Origin of the sequence: Streptomyces sp. ICN903 (assembly GCF_022015835.1) — a bacterium.
In the GTDB taxonomy this organism is placed as follows: Bacteria; Actinomycetota; Actinomycetes; order Streptomycetales; family Streptomycetaceae; genus Streptomyces; species Streptomyces fenghuangensis.
This window is the reverse complement of the sequence record NZ_JAKMAY010000049.1, coordinates 1-25,590: the sequence shown is the minus strand read 5'-3', so window position 1 is coordinate 25,590 and position 25,590 is coordinate 1. Positions and strand designations below refer to the sequence as shown.

The window sequence follows — 25,590 nt, the reverse complement described above, 5'->3', positions numbered from 1 at the left end:
CGTGAGGGGCACACGATCCCACACGGTGTCAGCCCCCACCCACCCCCTGGCCGGGGTGGGGTTCTCCCCCGGCCGGGCCCGGTGGGCGCCCGCATTCCGGAGCCCCGGACCCCGCGGAACGATCGTCCGCATGACGGAAAACGACACCCGGACCGCCTCTTCCCTCCCCGGCAGGCGCGCACGGCGCGGGGCCGCGGCCCTGGCCGCCGCCCTCCTGCTCCCGCTGACCGCCGTGCCCGCGTCGGCGGCCGTACGCGCCGACACGCGCACGGCGGGAACGGCGGACGCGGCGGACGCGGCGGGAACGGCGCGGCACGCCTCGCAGCACGCCCGGGGCGCCCTGCTGTCCACCACGCCCCTGTTCGAGCTGACCTCCGGCCGGCTGGAGGAGTTCCTGACCGCCGACGGCGTGGACGCCTCCGCCGTACGCCACGGGATCACCGCCCACCGCATCGTCTACGCCACCGTCACCCGCGCCGGGGAGCCGACCACCGCCTCGGCCCTCCTCGTCCTGCCGGACGGCGGCGGGAAGCGCCTGGCCACCGTCTCCGAACTGCACGGCACCACCGCCTACCGCGGCTACGCCCCCTCCACCGGCGACAACGTCTCGGTCCTGGGCGCCTCCCTCTACGCCTCCGGCGGCCGGGCCGCCGTCGCCCCGGACTACCTGGGCCTGGGCACCGGCCCCGGCACCCACCCGTACGTGGACACCCGCTCCTCCGTCTCCGCCTCCCTGGACGCGCTGCGCGCCGCCCGCACCGCCGCGCGCGGCCACGGCCGGCGGCTGACCGGCGAGGTGTACGTCACCGGCTTCTCCCAGGGCGGGCAGGTCGCCATGGCCCTGGGCCGGGAGCTGGCGCGGGGCGCGGACCGGCACTTGCGGCTGCGGGCGCTGGCGCCGGTGGCCGGGCCGTACGACATCGAGGGCGTGGAGCTGCCCGCGCTGTTCGACGGGCGGATCAGAGGCGTCTCCGGCGTCTTCTACCTCACCTACTTCCTGGTCGCCCAGAACCGGCTCCACCCGCTCTACGAAGACCCCCGCGAGGTCTTCCGCGCGCCGTACGCCGACCGCGTCGAGGCGCTCTTCGACAACGACCACCCGGACGACGAGATCGTCCGGCAGCTCCCCGGCACTGTGGAGGAGCTGCTGACGGACCAGTGGTACGAGCGGCTCCAGCGCCCCTCCGGCACGCTCGCGGAGGTGATCCGGCTCAACGACGGCGTCTGCGAGTGGGCGCCGCGCGTACCGGTGCGGCTGCACACCTCCGGCGGCGACCGCGACGTGCCGATCGCCAACACCGGCAGCTGCCTGCGCGACCTGGCCCGGCGCGGGGCGTACGCCGAGGTGGTGCACCACGGTGACGCCAACCACTCCGGCACCTACCGGCGGGCGATCGCCCACAACGCGCGCTGGTTCGCCCGCCTGGGCTGACGCCCGGGCCCGGGGCCCGGCGGCCGGCCGCCCCGCGGCCGCCGGGGTCCGCGCCGGGCGGCCGTAGACTCGTACGCACTGTGTCCGAGAAGAATTCCCAGCCCGCCGAAGCGGCGGAGGCAACCGAGACGCCCGGAACGCACCCCGGAGCGCGCGGAGCGCTCGCGGCCCCCGACCGGGAGGGCCGGAGCGCGCCCGGCGCGCCCGGCGCCATGTTCCCCGACGGCACCGGCCCCTCCGCCAACCCCGTCGGGGACCGCCACGAGCGCCGCATCCGCAGCTTCCAGCCGCGCCGCAGCCGCGTCACCGCCGCCCAGCGCGACGCGCTGCTGCGGCTGTGGCCGAAGTGGGGCGTGGAGATCGACGGCGACCGCCGCCTCGACCTCGACGAACTCTTCGACACCCTTCCGCCCGGCTCGCCCGTGGTGCTGGAGATCGGTTTCGGCATGGGCGAGGCCACCGTGCGGATGGCCGCCGACGACCCCGCCACCGGCATCCTCGCCGCCGACGTCCACACCCCCGGCCAGGGCAACCTGCTGGGGCAGGCCGAACGGCAGGGGCTGTCCAACGTCCGGGTCGCCAACGGCGACGCGATCATCCTGCTGCGCGAGATGCTCGCCCCCGGCTCCCTCGCCGGGATCCGCGTCTTCTTCCCGGACCCGTGGCCCAAGAAGCGCCACCACAAGCGCCGCATCATCCAGCCGGAGTTCGTGGAACTGGCCGCCTCCCGGCTGCGGCCGGGCGGGCTGCTGCACTGCGCCACCGACTGGGAGCCGTACGCCGAGCAGATGCTCCAGGTCCTCACCGACTGCCCGGCCCTGGAGAACAGGCAGGCGGACGGCGGTTTCGCGCCGCGCCCGGACTTCCGGCCGCTGACCCGCTTCGAGCAGCAGGGCCTGGACAAGGGCCACGTCGTCCGCGACCTCCTCTTCCGCCGCCTCCCCTGACGGGGCCGGCGGCAGTGAATGAAGTCGTTGTACGCGCACTTTCTGGTACGGGAAGGCGTCAGGCACTGAGCGCAAGGTCAAGCAGAGCACCGGCAAGGGCGTAGCAGTGCTGCTCCAGCAGTGAGCTGGCGATGCTCATTACGTCCCGGTCAGAACGCCTCACCGCGTACTTGAGGAGGTCACCGACCGCTTCCTCAAGACCACTCGACTCACACGAGACCATTGCCGCTGCTGTCTCTTGCGGTGCAGCCGTGTGCCCGGCGTATCGCAGGATGATCGCAGCGTCATGAGTACGGCCTGCCTCAATGTGTGCCGCAAGACCATGGAAGCCCGGCCACGCGACGGCTTCTGTCTCAGTGTGTTGCCGGTCCCCCCGTGGCTGGGGGACCGGCAACACACTTGGCGCTTCCGTCGTCCGCAGGTGCTGCATGGCATTCTCAACGTGCTCCTTCGCCGGCTCCACTCCTGACGAGGGCGAAGCGGAAACTGCCGCCGGGCAGGCCACGCAACGGCGCCGGGCCTGAGACGAATACCCCGTCACCTCTAGGCGCAGCTTCTCCAGCTCCTCCAAGGGCAGCAGGTCACGCTGCTCCGTGTGTTCTGCCGCATGGGCATGCAAGATCTCCAGAACGTGCTTGCTTGGCCGCTTCTGCTTCCCGTTGACCAGCGCCGAGAGCACAGATTTGGAGATGTGGCACGTCATCTCGACCTGCCTCAGCGAAGGACTCCCCATGGCAGAGATCAGATCGCGGACTACTTCAGCGAGCACACGCTGCGGACCCGGAATTTCCGATATGTCCGCATACTCCCCGCGCTTTGGCAACCTTTGCCCCCCTGAGCGCAACTTCCACTCCCCCGAGCTTCCCAATCCCACTGTGCTTCTGACTCATTGTGAGCCGACGGGGGACAGGCAGCCTATGGTCTGACTGTCCCGTCTTCAACGAAGGACAGCAGACCACTTCACACCAAGGTTCCTGATGCTTTTGGGTTAGTGCCCAAGCGATGCCGCCATCAGCGGACGGCTTCCCGGGAGCCGCAGCGCGCCCTGCACTCGAAGAGGTGATCTGTTCATATGGACATGCCGTCCTGGAGGGACAACAAGCTGGGCACCATGAAGCGCGCCGCGCTGTGGCTCGTCCAGGAGGTGGGGCTTGGTAACACCTTCACAAAGAACCAGCTGCGTGAGGCGTTCCCGGACGTGTCACAGATCGACCGCCGCATGAGGGACCTGCGCGACTTCGACTGGAAGATTCACACCAACCGTGAGGACGTGGGGCTGGACACCCACGAACAGCGCTTCGTCGAGCAGGGCGTGCCCGTCTGGGAACCCGGCAAGGCAACTCGCAAGGTCGGCTCCACGATCACAGCCGCTCAACGTCATCAGGTGATGATGCGTGATGGCCACAAGTGCCGCTCGTGCGGCATCGGCCCAGGCGAGACATACACCGGCACAGATGTCACGTCCCAGCTCGATGTCGCTCGCCGCAGCGTCAGGCTGCCGACCGGGAGGACCGAGACACAGCTGGTTCTTGAGTGCAACCGCTGCCGTATCGGAAACCGGAAGCTGAAAACCGACCTCGGGGAGATTCTGACCCGCATCGACAAGCTGCCGGCTATAGAAAGGAAGATCCTCTCTTCCTGGATCGAACAAGACAGCCGGAGCTTCAGCGAGATCGAGGACATCTGGGCCGCCTACCGGTCCCTGCCGGCAGAAGCCCGGGAGCATGTCAGGGAATCTCTCACCTGATAGTGAAGTGCACTTCTACGGTGCGGGGAACAGCGCATTCCCCGCACCGTGCGTAGCTCCATATACGAATCAGAAAGGAACCTTGGATGTCGATCGACTTCGGTACACCACCAATCTCAAAGGAAAACAATGCACTTGTCGAGCAGCGACTGGAGGAAGTACGTGAAGGGCAGGGCGTTCCGGAAACACTCACGGTAGAGTTCCGAGGAAAGCCTCGGCATGTAGAAGTGATCGACATGCCGGTCGCCCAACTTTTCTACAATCCGGGTACGCACCGGATCCGTGCGCAACGCAGTCACGACCCGGCGAAGGATCTCGCTCTGGAGCGCGACCCATGGAGTGATGAAAGCCAGGAGTACTTGCACTACCTGCTGACCGCTACACCGGCAGATCCTTCAAAGCGTGATCCTAAGTTTGACGAACTTATGGACAGCCTGCGAGACCATAAGCAGAACGAACCTGGCCTTATCACTCGCACAGGCATACTCGTCAACGGAAACACGCGGCGCGCCGCGTTGAAGGAACTCGGTGTAACCAGTATCCGGGTGGGAGTCCTGCCGGCTTCATGCACCTGGACAGATATTCACGCCGTGGAGCTTTCCCTCCAACTGCGCCCCGATCGCCGCCGCGAGTATTCGTACATCAACCATCTGCTCGCCCTGGACGAGCAACTGACACTTGGCCGCCCTCTTCCCGATATCGCCCGAAACTTCCACACCACAACACCCGCGTGTGAACGTGACATCTGGATCCTGAACCAGCTAAGGGACCTTATCCAGCGCAGCAATAACGGCAGCCTGTCGCTCCGGTTGATGGACTTCGAGAACGCCAAAGAAAGACTCTTTGAGCTCTACCGGGCCTACTCTAAGGAGCACTCCAGAAGCAAGGAGAAAGCAGATCTCCTCAAGGAGGCCCGCCTCGCTGCCATCGTCCTCGATTTCGCCAAGACAGACGTCCGGTACATTGGCCCTGACTTTCAGGACAGGTTTCTCGAACAGCGGATCCCCGAGCCATTCAAACCCACCGATTCTACAGCTTCTTCCACCGTATCAATTCCTGGACTAAACAGGACAGTTCAAGCAGCCGGTGCCCAAGTTGCCAGTGCTCGCGCTTTGACCGACTCGCTCCTGCAAGCCAAGGCGGTGCATGTAGCCGGCGAGAAGGCTACGCCTGCTCAACTGGCGGCGGCTTCACAGACTCTCACAGAGCTGAAGGAATCCTTTGACGAGGCAATCGAATTCGCTGGCAAAGATTTTCGCTTGCGTAAGAAGCGGCAGGCCGCACCGGACCGCGTGAACGATGCTTGCAAGGACCTTGAGCAGTGCATCACTGACCTCGTCCTGGCCCGGGGCAACGGCAGCCTTGACGAAGGATCATTCGACGACGCGCTACTCAGCCTGCGCAGCGTAATGAAGCGTCTTGCCCTAGAAGCCGGGAAAAGTATCCAACTTCCCGGTGAAGGCCTTTCCTGGCTTCAGGGCGCAACGGCCTCAGAGCGGTGAAGAGCGTGCTGAATACAGGAGAACCATCGCTTCGTATCAGTCTTGATGTGACGCGGACTCGTGTGGTTCTGCGTACGCGTGCTGAGTTCCAGAGCGACTTTGCGCATCTGGCTGCCCGCATCGCTGCGGGCAGCCAGCGCGGCCCTATGAGCGCAGAGATCGACTTGGATGACTTCCTGGTTGGGATCAGTGAACTCGGTAGCTGGGCTCACGACGGAGTCATTTGGGAGGAGGAACTTGCTAGTCTCGTGAACAGCGTCCTTGATGACGCTGCAACCGCAGAGCGCAGCCTCAGAGACTCTGGACCCGATATCAGAGAAGCCGCCTCCACCGAGAGCCTTGACATACAGCTAGGGCCTGGCTGGGCAGCAGATCTAACTGACTTCCAGCGGCGTGATATCAGTCGTTTGCTGGCGCTCCGCCACGGTGCCAACTTCAGCGTGCCGGGCGCCGGCAAGACTCGTGTGGCTCTAGCTGTCTTCGCCGCGATGAGAGAGCGCGGTGAGGTCCAGCGTCTTCTTGTTGTGTGCCCGAAGTCCGCATATGAGGCCTGGCAGTACGAAAGTTCCGTCTCTTTCAAGAAACCTCTTCGCAGCAGTGTTATGACAACGGCCCCAGACCCGGGATCGGAGATCCTGCTGGTGAACTATGAGAGGCTCGGCAGGTCAGTCGCGAGACTGGCCTCGTGGCTCCGCTCCTCACCTGCGATGCTTGTCCTTGATGAGGCGCACCGGATGAAACTTGGTGCTCGTGGCGCGTACGGCTCAGCCTGTCTGACCCTCGGCCCCCTGGCACAAAGACGCCTGATCCTCACAGGCACACCGGCCCCGAATGGCGCCCGCGACCTGGAGAGTCTCTTGTCCTTCGTATGGCCAGGCCACGGCAAGAGGGTTGTCGCCGACGCGGTGGGCGGAGGCGACCTGGCGTACGCGAGCTCAGTACTCCGTCCCCTGTTCACCCGCACCACCAAGAAGGAACTTGGTCTCCCCCCGTTCGAACCAAAAATCCGCTACGTGGATTTGCCCCCCCTGCACCGCGAGATCTACGAGGCTTTGAAGGGATCTCCCTCAGCTCGCTCTGGGGATCTCGAATCGCTAGGGAAGGCGATGCTCCGGATGCTGATGGCTGCGACGAGCCCCGCGCTGCTCGCCGAAGGCACAACTCGGCATGAACCGCTGTCGTATCAGGTACCGCCACTCGAAGCATCGGCGGACGACTCGCTCCACACGCTGCTGAGGAACCTGCCACGCCATGAGCTGTCTCCTAAATACGAGGAAGCAGTGAGGATCGTAGCGAGGAATGCTAACGCTGGCAGAAAGACCCTTGTCTGGACGACATTCGTCCGCAGCCTCACTACCTTGGAGCAGCTTCTCGCTCCCCACAACCCAGCAACTGTCCACGGTGGTACAGAAGACCGGGAAGAACAGATCAGGAGGTTTCGGGAAGACCAGGACTGCATGGTTCTTATCTCTAACCCAGCGACCCTTGGTGAAGGAATAAGCCTCCATCAGGTCTGTCACGATGCTCTCTACATAGACCGCGACTTTATGGCAGGACGCTTCTTGCAGAGCCTTGACCGTATTCACCGTCTGGGCCTGGACCCTGAAAGCGAGACACGAGTTACAGTCCTGGCAGCGCGAGGCACCGTTGATGAGATTGTAGCCATGCGCCTGGAAGCAAAACTTGAGTTCATGGGGCGCATTCTGGACGATCCATCTGTGCAGCAACTGGGTGATCTCCAGGAAGAGGATCTCAGTTCTGCCGGATTGGACGCAGCGGACGTGCGCGCTCTCCTCTCTCACCTGGAAAATTCCCGCGTCTGACGGGAATAGAAAGATAGCCAGAAGCGTTTTTAAAGGAAAGATTCCCAGTCGGGGCGCAGCAGAAGGGCGGGGATTGACAGTGCTTGAAGGGCGGAGTTCGGAGGCCGAAAGCGCCCCGTGGGAACCACCAGAGGGCTCGTGGGCCTCGTCAGCCGCGCGGCGGCGGAACATGCAGGCGATCCGGAGCCGGGACACGAAGCCGGAGCAGACTATCCGGCGGCTTGTGCATGCTCAGGGGCTTCGTTACCGCGTGGCAGCGCGGCCGATCAGGGACCTTCGCCGGACGGCTGACATGGTCTTCCGTCCGGCGAAGGTCGCGGTATTTATCGATGGGTGCTACTGGCACGGTTGTCCGGAGCACTACGTGCCCCCAAGGACCAATCCCGGATACTGGTCAGGCAAGGTGGCCGGAAATGTAGCCCGGGACCGGGACACCGATCAGCGGCTCGCAGAGGCTGGCTGGACTATACTGCGGTTCTGGGAACACGAGTCACCCAACGATTGCGCGCTCAAGATCGCTGCTACGGTCAACAGGCTCCGGACCGAGCGGAACAGCAGGACGGGAGAGCTCGAATAGCCGCGCGTTCTGCACCTCGTCCACCTCTGCCACGTCACGGCATGGCTCTTTCGTTCCGGCCTCAAGTGCCGCAATAATCTGCGTACCGACGGCCTGCGCAACGGGAGGAGGAAAAGCGTTGCCCACTTGCCGGTAAGCCGCAGTCTTACGGCCCGTGAACTTCCAAGATGTGGGAAATCCCTGAATGACCGCTGCCTGGGTTACGGTGAGCTTCGGCCCAATCGGGATACCTTCGCGGTCCACGCTATACAGGTCGCGCACGGGGTCCTTCATCTCCTCCGGCTCGTTGGCAACCCCCATAGCGTCGATGCCAAGCTTGCGCCATGCCTTCTTAGCCCGAGTAGGACCAAGATCCGCGCCGCCATGCTTCTTCGATCCGCCTACCAGGGTAGGTGCCACACCAGCCTTGGCTTTCTCATACCACCTTTTATAAGCGGCCTTTCCTTCCGGGGAGCTACCGAACCTCTTGCGCATCGTGGGCGCGAGTGCCTTGGCAACCGTGACTACCGGAATGCTTTCTGGGTTCGGCCACTGAAAATGGCCGGCGTACTCCTTCTGCATCGCAACCAAGATCGCCCTGGGCCTCAGCTGAGGAACTCCGTAGTCGCGTGCCTCCAGAACCCTCCAGCCGAGGTAGACATAACCCATGCCTACCAGCTGCTGGATAATCTCTTCCCGGTAATCTCTGAACTTCTCCGCTGGTTCCACCAGCCCGCGCACATTCTCAATCATTACGGCCCTGGGCTGAAGGAACCGCACCAACTCAAGTGCTTTGGGAAAGAGATCTCGCTCATCGTCCCTGCCTAGCTGCCTGCCGGCCGCCGAGAATGGAGGGCAGGGAACACCACCTGCGAAGAGGTCAAGAGGCTCATCCCCAAGGCCCGACTTCTCAGCCAGCACCTCGGGCTTCAGCTGAGTGAGGTCTTCCTGAAGGATCTTGCAGCCTTCCCAGCCAGGCTTTCCTCTGACATTGTGCCTAAGGGTGTTGCAAGCGTTGTTGTCGATCTCAACCAGTGCCAGGTGCCGAAACCCAGCATTATGCAGTCCGAGAGCTTGCCCCCCCGCACCCGCGCAGATCTCCACTGAGGAGAACGTGGATTCAGTACGGCTCATGTGCCCTCCTTCCAGGCGTGCCTGACGGATACTCTCTGACATCCGCCGTCACAGAGGGTTACATGCCCCACTGACAACGCGGCTCCGTAAGTGTCCAGCATTCTCTGGAGTCGCGGTCATCCAGCACAGCCCTGTGAACGTTCATACGATATTGCTCCTGTGATGGCCGCCCTGGAGAGGGTCACCGTAACCAGCCCTTTGCGTACACGCCGCTCCGCCGCATCATGTCGCACACCTGGCACGATTGGCAGTGCGGGCTTGTGCGCATGCTGAGGTCATGCGGCGCCCGACTCCGCCTCGTAGCGCATCTGTGCCCGGTCGAGGAAGTCATCCGGGTCCCGCCCTTGCTTCGCCATCCAGTAGAGAAGGTCGGCGATGAGCCCTGTAGCCGCCCCTTCAAGAACGGCGAGGCTGCGCGAGCTGGTCGGTGCCAGCCGTCCAGAGATGCGGCCGTAGACCTCCAGAGTGCTTGCGGCTCGCCGGAGGCGCTGGTACTCCTCCTTCACTCCCAGGGAAAACTCACACCAGACCGCCTTGCCGGAGGCCGTGAGCATCGTTCCCCAGTCGGCGGCCAGCGCGGCGAGCAGACGCAGTCCGCGGCCGTTCTCGTCGTAGTCACCGGGCTGCCTGATCGCGGGAACCGCATGGGAACCGTCGTGAGCTTCGAGCCGCAGCCGGCCATCACCCACCGCCAGGACGAGGGTTGCAGCGCTGTCCTGTCCTACATGCCTGACGACATTGGCCGCGAGTTCTCCCGCGACCACTTCCACGTCGTCCACCAGATCGGCCAGCCCCCAGAGATTCAGCTGTTCCCTGACGGTCAGCCGCAGCCCGCTCAGCTCATCCGGAGCCGCCCTGAAAGGCAGCACTGAGCGCAGCCGGGGTTCCGTGATGCCGTAGCCGTCCATGGATCGCACTCCCTTCGCGCCACACCGACGCTGCACCTGCCGCTCCGTGCGGCTTCGCCGGGTGATCGCCTGACTGCGATTGTGGCATGAGACATCTCTCCATGTAACTTCTCACGAGAATCGATCGAGTGAATCACCAGAAGATCAACTTGGCTCACTTCTAGCCTGGTTGGCCACATGCGGGCAGGAGTCCGCAGAGCAGGAGGGTTGCCGTCATGCCGCCAAGGGTCACCACACGACGCCGTCAGCTCGGCGCGATGATGCGGAAGCTCCGCGCCCGTTCGGGGATGACTCTCGAGGAGGCAGGCCGTCTCGTCGGGGTGTCGAAAGCGACCGTCAGCCGCTACGAGACACAGGAAGGGCCCGTGCGCTGGCTTGTCGTGGATGCCCTCTGCCGCCACTACGGGGCGAGTGACGCTGAGCGTGAGGCCACCGTCAGACTCGCCAAGGACGCTCACCAGCAAGGGTGGTGGGCGCCCATCGCGGACAAGCTTCCGGAAACCATGAACCTGCTGCTCACCCTTGAGGACGAGGCGGTGCGCGAGGACCACTTCGCCTGCCTGTACGTTCCCGGCCTCCTTCAGACCCGCCGCTACACCGAAGCGGTGCAGCACGCGTCCGAGATGCGCTTCACTCCCGAGGAGATCGAGCGGCTCGTGGATCTCCGCATGAAGCGGCAGGAGGTCCTCACCCGGAAGAAGCCACCTCACATCTGGGCCGTGCTTGACGAATCCGTCATTCGCCGTGTCGTGGGGTCACCGGACGTGATGCGCGAGCAGCTCGGACACCTCCTGGAGGCCGGCGGCTCGCCCAGCATCACGCTTCAGGTCCTGCCCTTCTCCAAGGGGGCGCACTCCGCCGCACTGGGCAGCTTCGTCATCATCGGCGGCGCCGAACCCTCGCTGGACGTGGTGTACGTGGACATCCACGTGGGGTCGATCTTCCTGGAGAAAGAGGACGAGCTGGACCGGTACCGGCTCGCGTTCGACTACCTTCGCGCTCAGGCCCTGGACATGACAGCCTCGGCCGACCTGATCAACAGCGTCCGTAAGGAGATGTGATGCGCCCAGCGATACCAGGTGTCCCGGACAACGCCTGGTTCAAGTCCTCGTACAGCGGCGCGGGAGCGACCGAGTGCGTGGAGGTGGCACTCATTCCGGAAGGCACGGCCGTGCGGGACAGCAAGGAGCGTGACGGGGCTGCACTGCTGCTCTCTCCCCCTGCCTGGGACGCGTTCGTGAGGCGAGTGAAGGACCACTTCACCAGAGCCACTTGTGATCAGAGTCAACTAGATATCAGGCAAGGGGATGCGCTCACGGCTGACGCCCACGTACACTCTCAGGGCCAGTAGAACCCACGGGCCGCTGTTCCCCCACTCAGGCCCAACCTGTGTGTCAAGGAACCGCTTGCGTATGCCGCCCTCCGTCTCCCTCCCCGCCAGCTGGCAGTACGACGTCCCGACCAGCGGAAGCACACACCTGCCTCCGGATGCCGGATATGCCAGAGCTCTGACCAACCAGGGATACGGCTTCGAAGCCGCCGTTGCCGACCTCATCGACAACTCGATTGACGCTGGGGCCGATTCCGTCGTGGTGCACTTCCTCCGCGACTCCGACCGCATCCTGTCGCTGCTTGTCCTCGACAACGGCCATGGCATGAACGACGCGGAGCTCGACCAAGCCATGACCGTCGGCCGCCGCCGCGACTATGACGGACAGGCGCTCGGCATGTACGGGACTGGCCTCAAGGCAGCCTCTCTGTCGCAGGCCCGGTCACTCACGGTCATCAGCCGTACCAAGCGCAGCCGGGCCGCCGGCCGCAAGCTGACAGCGGAGAGCATCGAAGACGGCTTCCGGTGTGACACGGTCGAGCCGGGATTCGCGCAACAGCAGATCGACACCTACGACGGCCTCATCGAATGGCACGGGACGATCGTGCGCTGGGACCATGTACGGGCCTTCGAGACCGTCGCTCCCGGACAGAGCGAACAGTTCCTGTCGAAGGCCATCGCGCAGCTCGGCATACATCTCGGTCTCTACCTGCACCGTTTCCTCAGTAACGGGCTCAAGCTGGACATCGCTGTCTGGGACGTATCCACGGGAGAGGAGGTGGACCACAACAGCGTGGACCCTCTGGACCCGTTCGGTTACAAGGTTCCCGGTAAGGCGGGGTACCCGAAGAAGTTCACCGCTCCGGTAGAGGGCGTGGGTCAGGTCACGCTGGAGGCTCATATCTGGCCTGCCAAGTCGAACCTCGCCGGCTTCCGCCAGATCGGCTCCATCCAGGACCGCCAGGGGTTCTACTTCTACCGCAATGACCGGCTCGTGCAGGCTGGCGGCTGGAGCAATCTGCGCAGCCCCGAAGGGCACCTGGTGCTCGCCCGCATAGCCGTGGACCTGCCCAGCACCCCGAATGAGGTGTTCAGCCTCACCGTCAAGAAGGACGGGGTCGAGGTCACACCCGCCTTCACTCTCGGCGTGGAGAAGGCGACCGACGAATCCGGCACCATGTTCCGCACGTACCTTGCTGACGCGGAGACCGCGTACCGGGAAGGGGCTTCGCGCTCGGTCATCGAAAGGGCCGCCGTCAACGAGCCGGGCAAGGGGTTCGACCCCAAGGTCAAAAGGGCCGTACGCGAAGAGCTGCCGCTCAAGGATGACGACCCTGTCCGCATCGACTGGGTGCCGCTCCCCGATGACCGATTCTTCGACCTTGACCGTGATAATTACGTCATCCTTCTGAACAGGGACTTCAGGGAGGACTTCAACGACGGACGGCGTGGCGGCGCCAATGACGCTCCGGTGACCAAGACCCTCCTGTACCTGCTTCTCCAGGACTGCTTCGGGCTTGGCCGCTGGGAGAGGAAGAGGGCCGACCGTATCGAGTACTGGAACAGCATCCTTCTCGCCGCGGTGCACGCTCAGCGCGAACGCCGTAACCGCCTCGCCTCCTGACCTCGCCGCCCACTTCAGAAGGAGACCGCCATGCCAGATGTGCTCCTGGAGATCCACACCGATGTCCTGAACGGCATGGGTGCCAACCCTCGCCAGTTTCAGAGGCTCGCTGAGAGCATCGCCGACGAGGACTTCCCCGGCGCCGACCTCAGCGAGGAGACTCTCCGCGTACGCCTCACTGATGAGGCACCCCGTGGCGGGCCGCTTGTCGCGCTCTGGGCCCGGGCCCTGACGACCTGGGACTTCGCAAGCGAGCCACGGTGGGCGCCGGAAACCGGGCCCCGTACAGACGAACGCCGTGCCGCGGTCTATGACCGTCTCCGTTTCGGTGACGACCTGCGCAAGGTTCTCGACACTGTGGTCCCTGTCGCCCACGCCGCAGGCGCCACCGTCATCGCGCGCGAACACGTCCCCTGGTACACCCCCGAGCGCGCCGCAGCCCGTTCTTTCTACTGGCGTGCATACGAGAACAAGCTTCGTGAGAAGGGGTGGTCCGAGGCAGCGATCGCAAGCCTGGACGAGGCAAGCAAGGCGGTGGTCGAACGGCTCGGCGACCCTGAGCAGAAGGCCGTGCGGCAGGCGAAGGGCTTGGTCGTCGGGTATGTGCAGTCCGGCAAGACCGCTAACTTCACCGGTGTCATAGCGAAGGCGGTCGACGCGGGCTACCGCCTGGTCATCGTCCTCGGCGGCACGCTCAACCTGCTGCGTGCCCAGACACAGCGCCGGCTCGACATGGAACTGATCGGCCAGGAGAACATCCTGCGCGATGCTGACCCCAGTGACATCGACTCACTCGTCGGTATCGATTACGTGGGCGACGATGACGACTGGCCGAAGTTCGTACAGCACGGCGGACGCCCCTCCACACAGCAGGCCTTCGACATCGACCGCCTGACGACGCGAGACAAGGACTACGTGGGCCTCGCCCAGGGAATCCGGGCCCTGGAGTTCGAGAAGCGGGAACCGGCACTGCCGCTGTACGACCCGGCCAACCTGCACCACGCGGCGGCCCGGGTGATGGTCGTCAAGAAGAACAAGAGTGTCCTGACGAAGCTGGTCAAGGATCTCAAGCAGGTTCACGGCATCCTCGGCGAGCTTCCTGCGCTGATCATCGACGACGAGTCCGACCAGGCTTCGGTCAACACCTCTGACCCCAAGAAGTGGTCCCAGGGCTCCACCGAGCGCACAGCCATCAACAGCCTGATCTCACAGCTTCTGGGACTGCTGCCGCGTGCCCAGTACATCGGCTACACGGCCACGCCGTTCGCGAACGTCTTCGTTGACCCAGGCGACGCCCAGGACATCTTCCCCAGCGACTTCCTCATCTCCCTGCCCCGTCCTGAGGGCTACATGGGCGTCCAGGACTTCCACGACCTCGACTCCTCGCTGCCCCCCTCTGAACGGACGGTCGCGAACTCCCAGGAGAAGGCACATGTGCGGGGCGTCTACGGTGACGTCGATGACCGCCTCCAGGAGGCCATGGACAGTTTCGTCCTCACTGGTGCGCTGAAACTCTTCCGCGCCAGCCACGGTGTGGCCTCCGGGCCGTTCCGTCACCACACCATGCTCGTTCACGAGTCCGTGCGTGTGGACGACCATGCCGACCTCGCTCTGCGTATCAACACGATGTGGCACCAGGCCGGCTACATGTCCACGGAAGGCCACGCCCGTCTCGCCAAACTGTGGAAGGACGACTTCGCCCCGGTCTCCGCGGCTCAGGCGGCCGATCTTCCCTCCCCGGAGTCATACGACGAACTCCGCCCGTACGTCAGTGAGGCGAGAAAGCGCATCGGTTCGGGTGGCAATGCGGTCGTGATCGTCAACGGCAACTCGGACCGTTACTTCGAACAGCTCAACCTCGACTTCGACCGCACCCCAAACGTCTGGAAGATCCTCGTAGGCGGCACCAAGCTCTCCCGCGGCTTCACCATCGAGGGCCTGACCATCACCTACTACCGCCGCACGACCCGCCAGGCGGACACGCTCATGCAGATGGGCCGCTGGTTCGGGTTCCGTCCCGGCTACCGCGATCTCGTACGCCTCTACATAGGCCGTGAGGAATCTCTGACCAAGACTTCGACTGCCGATCTCTACGAGGCCTTCGAAGCCATCTGCCGGGATGAGGAGCTGTTCCGCCAGCAGCTCACCCGGTACGCCGAACTCGTTGACGGCAAACCACAGGTCACCCCGGCACAGGTCCCACCACTGGTCGCTCAGCACCTGTCGTGGATCAAGCCATCGGCTCGCAACAAGATGTTCAACGCCGAGCTCGTCGAGGTCCGTTCGCCCGGCAGGCCGATCGAGCCCGCGGCCTATCCGCAGGACTCGGCCGCTCTCCGGCGCAACACCGAGCGATGGAGCCCCCTGCTCAGCAGCTTCTCCTACGAGCCGGTCACCTTCACGAACCCACCGAACGGGGACACCGGTCTGAGCCGTACCTTCTCCGCCCTCACCACACGTGTCAGCCACTCGGAGCTGCTCGCTGTACTCAGTGCGCTTGAGTGGGAGCGCGAGGGTATCTTCCAGCCGCACCTGCGGTATCTGGTTCAGCTTGACGGCCGTCTGGCCACGGTCGATGACTGGCTGCTGATCTCCCCGCAGCTCGCCCAGGGAAGCCGGGTCGAGGCGTCTGTAATGGGCTCTGTCCCGCTCTCGCTTGTACGCCGCAGCAGGCAGACCGGAAAGCCGTCCTTCGGGCGTATCGCGAGCGTGGAACACCAGCTTGCTGCCCAGCGGCTCATTGACGCGGCTGTCGCCTCACCGTCCGCCCCTGCCGGGAACCCGTCGGTAGGCCCTAACACCGGTGTCGCACTGCTTTACCCGGTCGTTGAGGGCAAGAGCGATGCTGACATCAAGGCCGCTGTTTCACGTGGCAAGGCTGACCCCGCGAAGGTGGTGATGGCGTTCACCCTGATTCCGCCGAAGACAGCGATCGACTCCTCTCGCCGACTCGTCCGCTTCCAGGCCAAGGATTCCCGGCACGATGACGCAATCATTTCGGTGACCGATCTCTGATCAGGCAGAGCCCCGAGCCACCTCGACCGCCCCCGTCGGCAAGCTACTCAAGGAACTGTGATGTCCTCTTCTCACTCAAGTCGCTTTGAGGAACCCGTACGCACCCACTGGTTCAAGTCCTCCTACAGCGGCGGCAGCGGGACCGAGTGCGTGGAGGCGGTACGGGCCGGGGAGTGTGGCCGTGCGGGACAGCAAGGAGCGTGACGGGGCTGTGCTGCTGCTCTCTCCCCCTGCCTGGGACGCGTTCGTAAGGCGGGTGAAGGACGACCCCCACTAGAGATGGCTGTGATCAGAGTCAACTGAAATTCACTCAAGGGGGTGTGCTCACGAACGGCATCTGCGTACACTCTCAGGGTCAGTAGAACCCATGGGCCACTGTTCCCCCACGCAGGCCCAACCTGTGTGTCTAGGAACCGCTTGCGTATGCCCTCCCACATTTCTCCCTTTGCCGACTGGCAGCACAGCTTCCCGGGCGCTGGGAGCACGCACCTGCCTCCAGCCACTGGGGATGCCGGAGTTCTAGGCAGCCAGGAATACGGCTTCGGAGCCACTACTGCTGGGGCCGGCCCCGGCACGGTGCACCTCCCCGGTAACTCCGACCAGGCCCTGGCACTACTCGCTTACATGATGGCGGGCATCCCGCTTGCGGTGTTCCAGCAGCCCAGCCGCCGAGGGCACCCGCAGCCTCTCATAGAGCGACAGCACGACAAGCAACCATCTCCATCAGGCTTCCGTCCCTGTATATGGCCGTTGAGTCAGGGGGAAGTCCGATGAGAGCGGCGTATGAGCACTGGCACGAAGTGCTCTCCGCAGAGTTCTTTGGTGAGGCACACGCGCTGCGCAGCACGGTGCTGTACGTGGACGATGAGATCGAACGGGAACTCGCCACTCTCAATGGCATCGAGGACAGCCTTGCACAAGCTGTAGCTGGAGAACTCAACTGGGCTGCCCCAGAGATGCCGTTGTTCCAGCACATCCAGTTGGCATGTGGGGCCTGGGCGGCCGATGGGAGCGAAGGGCCTCCGCCGAGTCTCCCGGTCTTGGCGCTGTCCGTGCTGGCTGCCACCCGCATGGCCTCGTCGGACGGGATGCGGAAGACCAACTTCTACGGTCGATGGGTTCAGCTCTTCGGCGAGCAGCCTGGCAGCTATCGCGCGAACAAGCTGGAGCACGCGTTCTCGGAAGTCGCGGAGATATGGGAGGAACTCGACTCCTGGCTTAAGCAGACCGGTGGCCTCCACGGGATCAGCACGGTGAGTACGGGTGGCCCTTACTGGAAGATCGGCTTCCCAATCTCGCAGGCACTGGTCCGCAGTGCGGACCGGCAGATTCTCACCCGGTTCTTCGCGGCCACCCGCCTCAGGCCCAAAAATCCGAACCGAGTCTCCGGAAGAGAGCTTCTGCGGCGGCTCCGCATTTGGACGGCGGGCCGGGACCGCGGCCTGTCCCGCCGGCTGCTGGACGAGATGGAAAACGCGGCCGAAACCGGTGAGGCACTGATCACCAGCCTGCTTCGGCGGCTCGCCGACGACTGGGACGGCACTCTCCATGAGCCTGAGCGCGAACACAGGCGCCGGGCCCACGGCCTCCGTCTCGTCATCACTGACCGGGGAAGCCGCGCTGAGTGGCTGGCTGAAGCAATCAGCGGCCTGCCAGAAGCCCGGGTAAGCCTGCCCGGCGGCCGTGCGTTCATGCTCCGCAAGGAGTACGGCGATGTGTACGGCGGTCTGGAGACCCTGCAGCCTTCTCCGCAGCAACTAGCGAACGGAGTCCGACTCGAAGGCGACACCCTCGTCCTGGAGTGGGTGCCGCAGGAGGTCGTACTGCTGAGGAAGCACCCCCATCTTGGGGACTGGGTGAGTACCGAGTATTTCGAACCCGGCGAGCAGCATTGGATCCTCGCTGCGGACACGGCTGTCCACGAGGTGAGGACCATGGTCAACGCGCTCGGCACTCGCACGGTGCGAGAAGCAGCGGGCCCTGTGGCGGGGTGGAAGCTGTTCAAAGGCGTACGTGCTGTCAGTGGTGCCGGTCTTACCCGGACCCTGGACCGCGGCGGAGCACACGTGCATGTTCTGGAGCCCCAGGTTCGACAGCGTGCGGAGCTGTCCGGAGGGCTCCGTATTGCTCCCGAGTACCGAATCGGCGCGGGCGTGGCGGGCCACTACCTCCGCGGCGGTGCTCCAGATCTGCGGCTTCCCGAGGGGGAACCTCCGGACAGACTGGTGGAAGTTATCCTCGACGGCCGTGCCGAGAAGTTGCGCGCTGACCCCCGCATCCCGTTCCCGCTCTGGCTTGTCCCTCTTGACGAGGGCGAGCACCGGGTCGGCACCCCGCAGAGCAATGAGCTCTTCACGCTCCACGACGGGTTGCACGAGGGGCTCCCGCCCGGTACCGGTTTGTTCGGATACCCCTGTGCAGGCGGTACGGCAGCAAAGCGGCTTGCCGAGGCGGACACGGCAGAACCAGTGATCCGAGGCGCATGCATACCGGGCGCGTCCGCGTTGCCGCGTGTCGAGCTGGTGCGGTCCGCCGTACTGGAGGCCGTGCTGATAGATCCCAGCGGTCGTGTGCTCAATGCACGGCAGCAGTCGGCGCCGTCGTGGATGCGGCAGCGTGGCCTGCCAGAAGACGTCCGAGCCCCCTGTCTCGAGATTGAAGTACCCGACGGTTACATCTGGCTGGTTTACCGGACAGCGGCGCGGTGGTCGGTACGGGCTCTTGTCAGGGAATCGGATATCCCCGCGCCCGCACCAGGAGCCAACAACTTCGCCTGGGCCTACGCTGTGCTCAGCGCAGCCGACCGCCTGCGAACCTCCGCCTGGCGTGACTACGTAGTAGCAGCGAACGAGATCGCTGGGAAGCGGGGGCGTGATGCTCGACCCCGGTGACCTGCTGTTGCGCTGGATGAGCGAGTTGGGTACAGGAGCGCTCCCCGACGTGAAGCAGGGAATATGGTGGCTGGCAGGAGCCCGCTGCCCAGATGCCGAACCCGGCGCCTCCGGTCGCTGGCTGCGTGACGCCGTCTCCCTCGCCTATCTGGACATCGACTGGCGCAACAGGCGCTGGTGCGCAGCCCCGCCTGTACTGACCCGCCTGCCACAGGCCCGGGGGCTCGCCGTACTGACCGGCAGCAGGACGGCTGCTTTCGAGAAACGGCTGGAACTGGCCATACAGAACGGGCTGGTAGAGGTCTTCCGGGTACCTAACGTCCGTCCCGCACGGGATATCCCACTGCCTGTCTCACTATTTGTCCAGTTTGACGACGAGACGGAACTGAAGGAGTGGGCAGACGGACTCGGCGTCGCATACACGCCCTGCTTCGCTCTCCAGGGTGCCGCGCTGCTCCCACCAGTCAGCCTCGAAGCACGCGCTTCCACACCGGAGTTCGGAAAGCCGCTGGAACGTTATGACCCGGACCGCCGCATCTACCAGTGGAGCCGACGCCCTCAAGGGGACGGTCTGTACCGGATCAGGCAGAGCGACGGCAAACGCGTGTGCCAGGTCCTGCATGACGGCTCATGGTACGAAACGAGCCATGAGGAGGGGGTCTACTCCGTGCTGGGACAGCAGCAGGGCCCGGATGCGGACGTACTCCGCTGGTTTCCCGACAAGGAGTCCGGATGCGAGTCGACCGGCACCCTCCACGTCGACTGGGGTTATCCGCTACCCGACCTGCACCGGCGCGTGGCTTCCCTGTGCTCCGGGCTCGCTCCACGCATCAATGAGCTCGCAGAGAACCTCGCGTACGACAACGTCCCCAGAGACGTGGCTGAGAAGATCGCCGAGTCACTCGGCCAGCACCTTACGGAGAACAATGAGTGACGCCGCAGAAGTGCAGACTGGCAGCACCGGCCGTGAAACCGACATCCTAGGGACGTTCGAGCATCTGAAGGATGCGCTGTTCCGCTACTACAACACGCCGTTCGGCCTTGCCGATGAGCATCTTGAACACGAGCGGCAGCAGCTCTTCGATATCGACGGCGGGGCCTGGCGCAACCCCCTCATTGAGGTCCGTCCTCGGTACGTGTCGGTGAACTGCGGCATCGCCGACTCGGTGCGCGAGGCCGATGCTCACCCGGAACTTGCCGAGCTGGTGCGCCTTGGTCTTCTGGACGGCGTTCCGTCGCTGTACGAGCACCAGCACCAGGCCCTGGTCTCGGCGGTGCGCGACGGCCGCGACGTAGTCGTAACGGCGGGCACCGGCTCCGGTAAGACGGAGTCCTTCATGCTGCCCGTCCTGGCCGACCTGGTGCGTGAGTCCGCGGCCTGGCCTGCGGCCTCGCTCCCTTCCAACCGTTGGTGGACATCCCCTGACAGCGCATACCAGCCACAGCGGGCGGGAGAGAGCGGTCGGCACGCCGCCGTCCGGGCCATGGTCCTCTACCCCATGAATGCCCTGGCTGACGACCAGATGATGCGCCTGCGCAAGTCTCTGGACAGCGACGCGGTACGAGGGTGGATGGAGCGGTCCCGACCAGGGCACCGCTTCTACTTCGGCCGCTACACAGGAGCAACGCCGGTGCCTGGTGACATCGGCTCGGTCGCAGGTGTGAAGACGCTGCGCAAGGAATTCGCAACGACTGAGGAACGGTCGCTCCAGGCACACAGGGCAGGCAGGGACGGCAGATTCTTCCTTCCCAGGCTCGACGGCGCGGAGATGCGCTGCCGCTGGGACATGATCCAGGCACCGCCGGACATCATGATCACGAACTACAGCATGCTCAACGTCATGCTGATGCGCTCGCGCGAGTCAGGCATCTTCGACAAGACGCGGCGGTGGCTGGAGGAGGTCCCGGACGCCCGTTTCACCCTGGTCGTCGATGAACTCCACATGTACCGAGGCACCGCTGGTACGGAGATCGCGTTCCTCCTGCGGAACCTGCGTCACCGGCTGGGCCTGACCGACAAGCCGGAGAAGTTCCGTGTTCTCGCGGCATCCGCATCACTGGAAGCACCCCGGGACCTGGATTTCCTCCAGGAGTTCTTCGGGGTTGATGCAGACCGCTTCGAGGTCCTCGGCGGCAGGCTCGAACTCCCAGCGCATACGAGCAGGGACATCTCAGCGCACGCCGGTCAGTTCGCGGCACTCGGAGAAGCTCCCGAGGCGGCCGAGGCCGACAAGTTGCTGGAGGAGACCGGCGCATCCGACGCATTCGTCAACGCGCTCCGGGACGGCGATCGACTCATTGCGGATTTCCATCACCAGGTCGCCGACCGGCTCTTCCCTCGGGCCCAACCTGCAGTTCAGGAAGCAGCATTGCGCGGCGTCCTCACGGCGCTGCGGCGCACCGCAGATCCGAAGGCTCCCAGGCTCCGCGGCCATCTCTTCTTCCGGAACATCCCTGGTGTATGGGCCTGCTCAGACTCCGGCTGTCCCCACGCCGCACGCACGGAGGGTTCTGAGCGGACTGTCGGAAAGCTCTACTCCCGGCCCACTCCCCGGTGCAGTTGCACTGCGCGCGTTCTCGAACTCCTCTACTGCCAGAACTGCGGAGACACCTTCCTCGGCGGCTACGCCCCCAAATCAGCCTTTGAGAAAGCCGAACGCGGCGGGTTCGAGGCGGGGCTGCTCGCGGATCTTCCCGACCTCGACTCGCTCCCCGATGCTGCGTCCCTGGGGCCTAATGCCGCCAACTACATTGTCTACTGGCCGCGGAAAGACGAGCCGGCCGTTAACAAACTGGCCTGGAGCTCTTCCTCCGACAAGGGTGTGCTCAGCGCGAGCTTCGAGTTCAAGCGCAGCAAGTACGACCCTCGCACAGGGATCCTGCGCAACCACCGGGATCACACCGGATGGTCCTTCCACGTCACCACCCCGCGCTCGAAGAAGGGGAAAACTCGCCTCCGAGCCGAACACCTGCCGGCAACGCCGACTCAGTGCCCCAGGTGCGGTGACGACTGGGAGACCCCGAGGCTCGGTAAAGAGCACCTGAGCCTGACCGACAGCCGCCGTATGCGCACTCCCGTTCGATCCATGCGAACTGGTTTCGAGAAGATCAACCAGGTTCTGACCACTGCGCTCCTGTCGCTCCTTCCGAACCGTCAGGCCGTGATCTTCTCCGACAGCCGGCAGGACGCCGCGAAGCTCTCCGCCGGTCTCGGACTCCGTCACTACCAGGACCTGCTGCGCCTGCTGCTTGCGGAAGAAGTCAGTAACCAGGGGGACCCAGCAGCCGACCTCGCCACCGTATCCGGCTTCTTCCGCCAGAAACCGGACGACCCTGTGGACGAAGCAGCGGCCCGGGCTGCACGCGGACGGCTCCGGGCACGCGATCCCGAGACGTACGACAAGTGGGAGAGACTCCAGGCGCCTTCGTCTGCTCTGAGCCTTGCCGATCCTCCCGACCCGTCCGAGGAACAGGAACTCCACGCCCTTCTCAGCCGCGTCCCCAGCCTGGACAGCCACGCCGCTGAAGTCGCAGAGCGCCTTGTGCAGAAGGGGGTCAATCCTGGAGGGCCGAAGCCATCCCTCCAGCGTGTGGCCTACAAAAAGGGAGCACCCCGGCCCTCGTGGACATCCCTATACCGCTGGCCTGACGGTGACAAGGCCACGGTGCAGCCAGAATCGGGCATCAACCTGGGCGAGCGCCAAGAGCAGCTGCGCGAGGACATCCGGGAGGCTCTCAGCACCGAGCTGCTTGGCGGCCTTTTCGGCAGCGCCGGCCGGGACTTCGAGTCTCTGGGACTGGGCTGGCTCACGCTGGTGACAGACCAGGATCCGCTGGAGGCCAAGCATGCCTCCGACACGGCGCTTGCCCGCGCCAGCCTGCGCGTCCTCGGTCACATGCGCCGGTTCGCGGGGCTGCGTGGTCAGCTCGATGAACCGCCCAAGAAGCTCCGCGTTTTCTGGGCCCGTGCCGCTGATCACCTGGGTCAAGAGCCGGACGGGCTCCAGAACACTGTGGAGCGCATCTGGGGACCGGCAGTCGCCAAGTACCTCATCCAGCCTGAACACGTTGCACTGCGCCACGGCCACGACAAGTCATGGACCTGCCGCCACTGCAGTCGTCGGCACCTCCACCCCGGAGTAGGGATCTGCACCAAATGCTTCCGCCCTCTGCCGGAGCAATCGGAGGAGTTCAAGGGCGTCGAGAGCGACTACTACACCTGGATGGCTCGCGAGCGGCTGGGTGACTTCCGCCTCAACACCGCCGAGCTCACCGGGCAGACGGACAGGCTCGATGCACAGGCTCGCCAGGCACGCTTCCAGCGCATTTTCCTCAACGGCGAGGAGCACCCCCTCCCGGACACCATCGATGTCCTCTCCGTCACCACAACGATGGAAGCCGGCGTCGATATCGGCCCGCTCTCGGCCGTACTGATGGCGAACATGCCGCCAACCCGGTTCAACTACCAGCAGCGAGTCGGCCGCGCGGGCCGCAGGGACTCGCCAGTCGCACTCGCGCTGACCGTGTGCCGAGGCCGCAGCCACGATGAGCACTACTTCCAGGACCCCCAGCGCATCACCAACGACGCCACCCCGAGGCCTTACCTGTCCACGGACATGAAGGACATCTATCAGCGAGTGCTGGCGGCCGAGGTCCTGCGCCGAGCCTTCGATTCCGCAGAAAAGAAGACGGGCGACGAGAGCGATCTCGACCCCACCCGCAACGTTCACGGTCAGTTTGGCCTCTGTGCCGACTGGCCTGCTGTACGCGATACGGTGGGCGCCTGGATTACGTCGCATGGTGCGGAGATCAGGGGCCTCGCAGAGGCCCTTGCGCAAAGGACGCGCAGCACGTGGCCCGCCGAGGATGCGGCGGCCTGGATCGCTGGGAAACTCGTGGAGCGGGTCACAAAGATCGCGCAACATGGTCACGGCCATCACGAACTCAGCCAGAGACTGGCTGAATCCGGCCTGCTCCCCATGTTCGGGTTCCCCACGTCTGCCCGGTACCTGTACACAAGGCGCCCCACCGACTCGTACCCATGGCCGCCTGGCGGTGTCGTCGACCGGTCGCTCGACATCGCAGTCTCTCAGTTCGCACCCGGCGCGGAAACGGTGAAGGACGGGCAAGTACACACAGCCACGGGAGTGGTCGCCTTCGAGCCGATGGGCAAGACACCGCGCACTGTTGACGAACCGCTCGGGACCGCCCGCTTCGTCGGCATCTGCCGGGCTTGCGGCCACCTGGCCGATGATGTGCAGGCACCGCAGGCCCAGGAAGACAGCACGCCACTGCCCTGCCGCGCGTGCGGAGCCGCCGACGGCTCTTACCGCGAGATCGAACTCCGGGAACCAGCAGGCTTCTTCTGCGGTGGCAGAGCCCGCGACTTCGACGGTAACTTCGCCTGGCGCGCCCGTTCCCTGGCCCCTCGTACGGCAGCCGATCTTGAGAGTGCCGCACCACTGCGGATCTCGGATCCGGGCCTGGTTGTCCACGCGGGGAAGGGGCGGCGCTACGCGGTCAACGACAACGGTGGTCGACTCTTCGAGTTCGCCAAAGTTCAGCCAACCTCACGGTGGTCGGGGGCGTATCTGGAGAAGGAGGCCGCTGAGCAGGCCCCATGGCTCGCTGCAGACATCGCCGCGGACGAGGCCACCATCACTACCGCCCTCGGCGCCACACAGCACACCGACTTGTTCCTGCTTGGCCCCGAAGCTGGGGAGTTCTCCGGGCCTGGGCTGCGCCTCAACCTTGCTTCCGTACCGCAGAGCACTGGCTTTCCGGACGACCGCTCGGGCAGGCGAGCCGCGTGGTATTCACTGGCAGCGCTCCTGCGCACTGCCGCGGGTTCCCTCCTTCAGGTCCAGCCCAACGAGATCGCGGCCGGCATCCATGGAGCAGTCTCAGCGACAAGGGAGGCGCGTACCTTCGCGTTCCTGTCCGACACCCTGGACAACGGTGCCGGCTACTGCACGCACCTTGCCGAACCCGATGTTTTCCGCGACCTCATGGCGACTGCGAAGAAGATGCTGGCCGCCTTCTCATCCGGCACGCACAATCTCGATTGCCGGGGCTCGTGCTACGAGTGCCTGCGTGACTACACGAACATGGCGTACCACAGCCTGCTCGACTGGCGGTTGGCCTCCGATCTCCTCACCATCCTCGAGACGGGGCAGAACTACCAGGGCCAGCTGGTCAGACAGGCCGCAGGGCTGCTGCGGAACTGGGCGTCAGACTTTCCTGCCGAGGATGCCCGGTTCGTGGAAGACCTCGGAGGTACTGGACCAGCAGTCCTCTTCGAGGAGCGCTTGTGGGTGGCGGTCAAGAGCCCGTTCGAGGCCGCTGACGACTCGCTGCAGCCGCAGCGGATCAGAGATGTGCGGGCCGCTGCCGAAGCGGACGGCAGCGGAGCTACTGATGTCGTCTTCATTGACGAGTTCGTGCTTGACAAGGCACCGGCACGCGTCACAGCCCTGCTCGCCGACTTCGATCCTGAGTAGTCGGCCAGGCGGGAACAGTCATAGTTGACAGGTCTCAGGGTGTCGGCGGCCAGACAGAGCCAGGCCGCCGACACCCTGAGACGGAAGAATCACTGGATTGAGGAACCCTCCAAGCGGCGGCAGCGGGACCGAGTGCGTGGAGGCGGCGTACGGGCCGGGGAGTGTGGCCGTGCGGGACAGC

16 protein-coding genes and 1 pseudogene are annotated in these 25,590 nt (G+C 64.8%); 14 read left to right on the top strand and 3 right to left on the bottom strand.

Annotation, left to right across the window (positions count from 1 at the left end; translation table 11 throughout):
- Positions 1-130: 130 nt before the first annotated feature.
- A complete protein-coding gene (locus L7D48_RS07750; protein WP_237878217.1) occupies positions 131-1,432 on the top strand; it encodes an alpha/beta hydrolase in 1,302 nt (433 codons plus the stop codon).
- An 80-nt stretch (positions 1,433-1,512) separates the two neighbouring features.
- Positions 1,513-2,379: a tRNA (guanosine(46)-N7)-methyltransferase TrmB gene (gene trmB / locus L7D48_RS07745; RefSeq protein ID WP_374491625.1), complete on the top strand. Its 867-nt coding sequence runs from the start codon at positions 1,513-1,515 to the stop codon at positions 2,377-2,379.
- A 58-nt stretch (positions 2,380-2,437) separates the two neighbouring features.
- On the opposite strand, the gene L7D48_RS07740 is transcribed toward trmB, so the two are convergent.
- Positions 2,438-3,148, bottom strand: a complete 711-nt coding sequence (locus tag L7D48_RS07740; RefSeq protein ID WP_237878216.1) for a hypothetical protein — start codon at positions 3,146-3,148, stop codon at positions 2,438-2,440.
- Positions 3,149-3,451: 303 nt separating this feature from the next.
- On the opposite strand from L7D48_RS07740, the gene L7D48_RS07735 reads away from it, so the two are divergent.
- The 4 genes from L7D48_RS07735 (at position 3,452) to L7D48_RS07720 (ending at position 8,028) form a co-directional block, all read left to right on the top strand.
- Entirely contained in the window at positions 3,452-4,126 is a 675-nt protein-coding gene (locus L7D48_RS07735) for a hypothetical protein (protein ID WP_237878215.1), read from the top strand.
- Between the two features lie 86 nt (positions 4,127-4,212).
- A complete protein-coding gene (locus L7D48_RS07730; protein ID WP_237878214.1) occupies positions 4,213-5,628 on the top strand; it encodes a ParB N-terminal domain-containing protein in 1,416 nt (471 codons plus the stop codon).
- Between the two features lie 5 nt (positions 5,629-5,633).
- On the top strand, positions 5,634-7,451 hold the full coding sequence (locus L7D48_RS07725; protein WP_374491629.1) for a DEAD/DEAH box helicase: 1,818 nt from the start codon (positions 5,634-5,636) through the stop codon (positions 7,449-7,451).
- A gap of 169 nt (positions 7,452-7,620) precedes the next feature.
- A complete protein-coding gene (locus L7D48_RS07720) occupies positions 7,621-8,028 on the top strand; it encodes a very short patch repair endonuclease (protein ID WP_237878218.1) in 408 nt (135 codons plus the stop codon).
- Here the strand turns inward: L7D48_RS07720 and L7D48_RS07715 are convergent.
- Positions 7,942-9,141 carry a DNA cytosine methyltransferase gene (locus tag L7D48_RS07715; RefSeq protein ID WP_237878212.1) on the bottom strand — a complete coding sequence of 400 codons (1,200 nt, stop codon included), beginning with the start codon at positions 9,139-9,141 and terminating at the stop codon, positions 7,942-7,944. The two genes, L7D48_RS07720 and L7D48_RS07715, sit on opposite strands and share 87 nt — an antisense overlap.
- 275 nt (positions 9,142-9,416) lie before the next feature.
- Positions 9,417-10,049 carry an ATP-binding protein gene (locus L7D48_RS07710; RefSeq protein ID WP_237878211.1) on the bottom strand — a complete coding sequence of 211 codons (633 nt, stop codon included), beginning with the start codon at positions 10,047-10,049 and terminating at the stop codon, positions 9,417-9,419.
- Positions 10,050-10,264: 215 nt separating this feature from the next.
- Between L7D48_RS07710 and L7D48_RS07705 the strand changes: the two genes are divergently transcribed.
- The 8 genes and pseudogenes from L7D48_RS07705 (at position 10,265) to L7D48_RS07670 (ending at position 25,409) form a co-directional block, all read left to right on the top strand.
- Entirely contained in the window at positions 10,265-11,110 is an 846-nt protein-coding gene (locus tag L7D48_RS07705) for a helix-turn-helix transcriptional regulator (protein ID WP_237878210.1), read from the top strand.
- Positions 11,110-11,400, top strand: a complete 291-nt coding sequence (locus tag L7D48_RS07700) for a DUF397 domain-containing protein (RefSeq protein WP_237878209.1) — start codon at positions 11,110-11,112, stop codon at positions 11,398-11,400. Before L7D48_RS07705 ends, L7D48_RS07700 begins: the two co-directional genes overlap by 1 nt.
- A 61-nt stretch (positions 11,401-11,461) precedes the next feature.
- Positions 11,462-13,003, top strand: a complete 1,542-nt coding sequence (locus tag L7D48_RS07695; RefSeq protein WP_237878208.1) for an ATP-binding protein — start codon at positions 11,462-11,464, stop codon at positions 13,001-13,003.
- Between the two features lie 30 nt (positions 13,004-13,033).
- Positions 13,034-16,018 (top strand): Z1 domain-containing protein, encoded by a 2,985-nt coding sequence (locus tag L7D48_RS07690; protein WP_237878207.1) that lies wholly within the window; start codon positions 13,034-13,036, stop codon positions 16,016-16,018.
- 60 nt (positions 16,019-16,078) lie between these two features.
- Positions 16,079-16,295, top strand: a pseudogene (locus L7D48_RS07685) (DUF397 domain-containing protein).
- 580 nt (positions 16,296-16,875) lie between these two features.
- A complete protein-coding gene (locus tag L7D48_RS07680; RefSeq protein ID WP_237878206.1) occupies positions 16,876-18,909 on the top strand; it encodes a hypothetical protein in 2,034 nt (677 codons plus the stop codon).
- Positions 18,890-19,843, top strand: coding sequence for a hypothetical protein (locus L7D48_RS07675; RefSeq protein WP_237878205.1), 954 nt, complete (start codon positions 18,890-18,892; stop codon positions 19,841-19,843). Before L7D48_RS07680 ends, L7D48_RS07675 begins: the two co-directional genes overlap by 20 nt.
- On the top strand, positions 19,836-25,409 hold the full coding sequence (locus L7D48_RS07670; RefSeq protein WP_237878204.1) for a DEAD/DEAH box helicase: 5,574 nt from the start codon (positions 19,836-19,838) through the stop codon (positions 25,407-25,409). The genes L7D48_RS07675 and L7D48_RS07670 overlap by 8 nt, the downstream gene beginning before the upstream one ends.
- Positions 25,410-25,590: the final 181 nt, after the last annotated feature.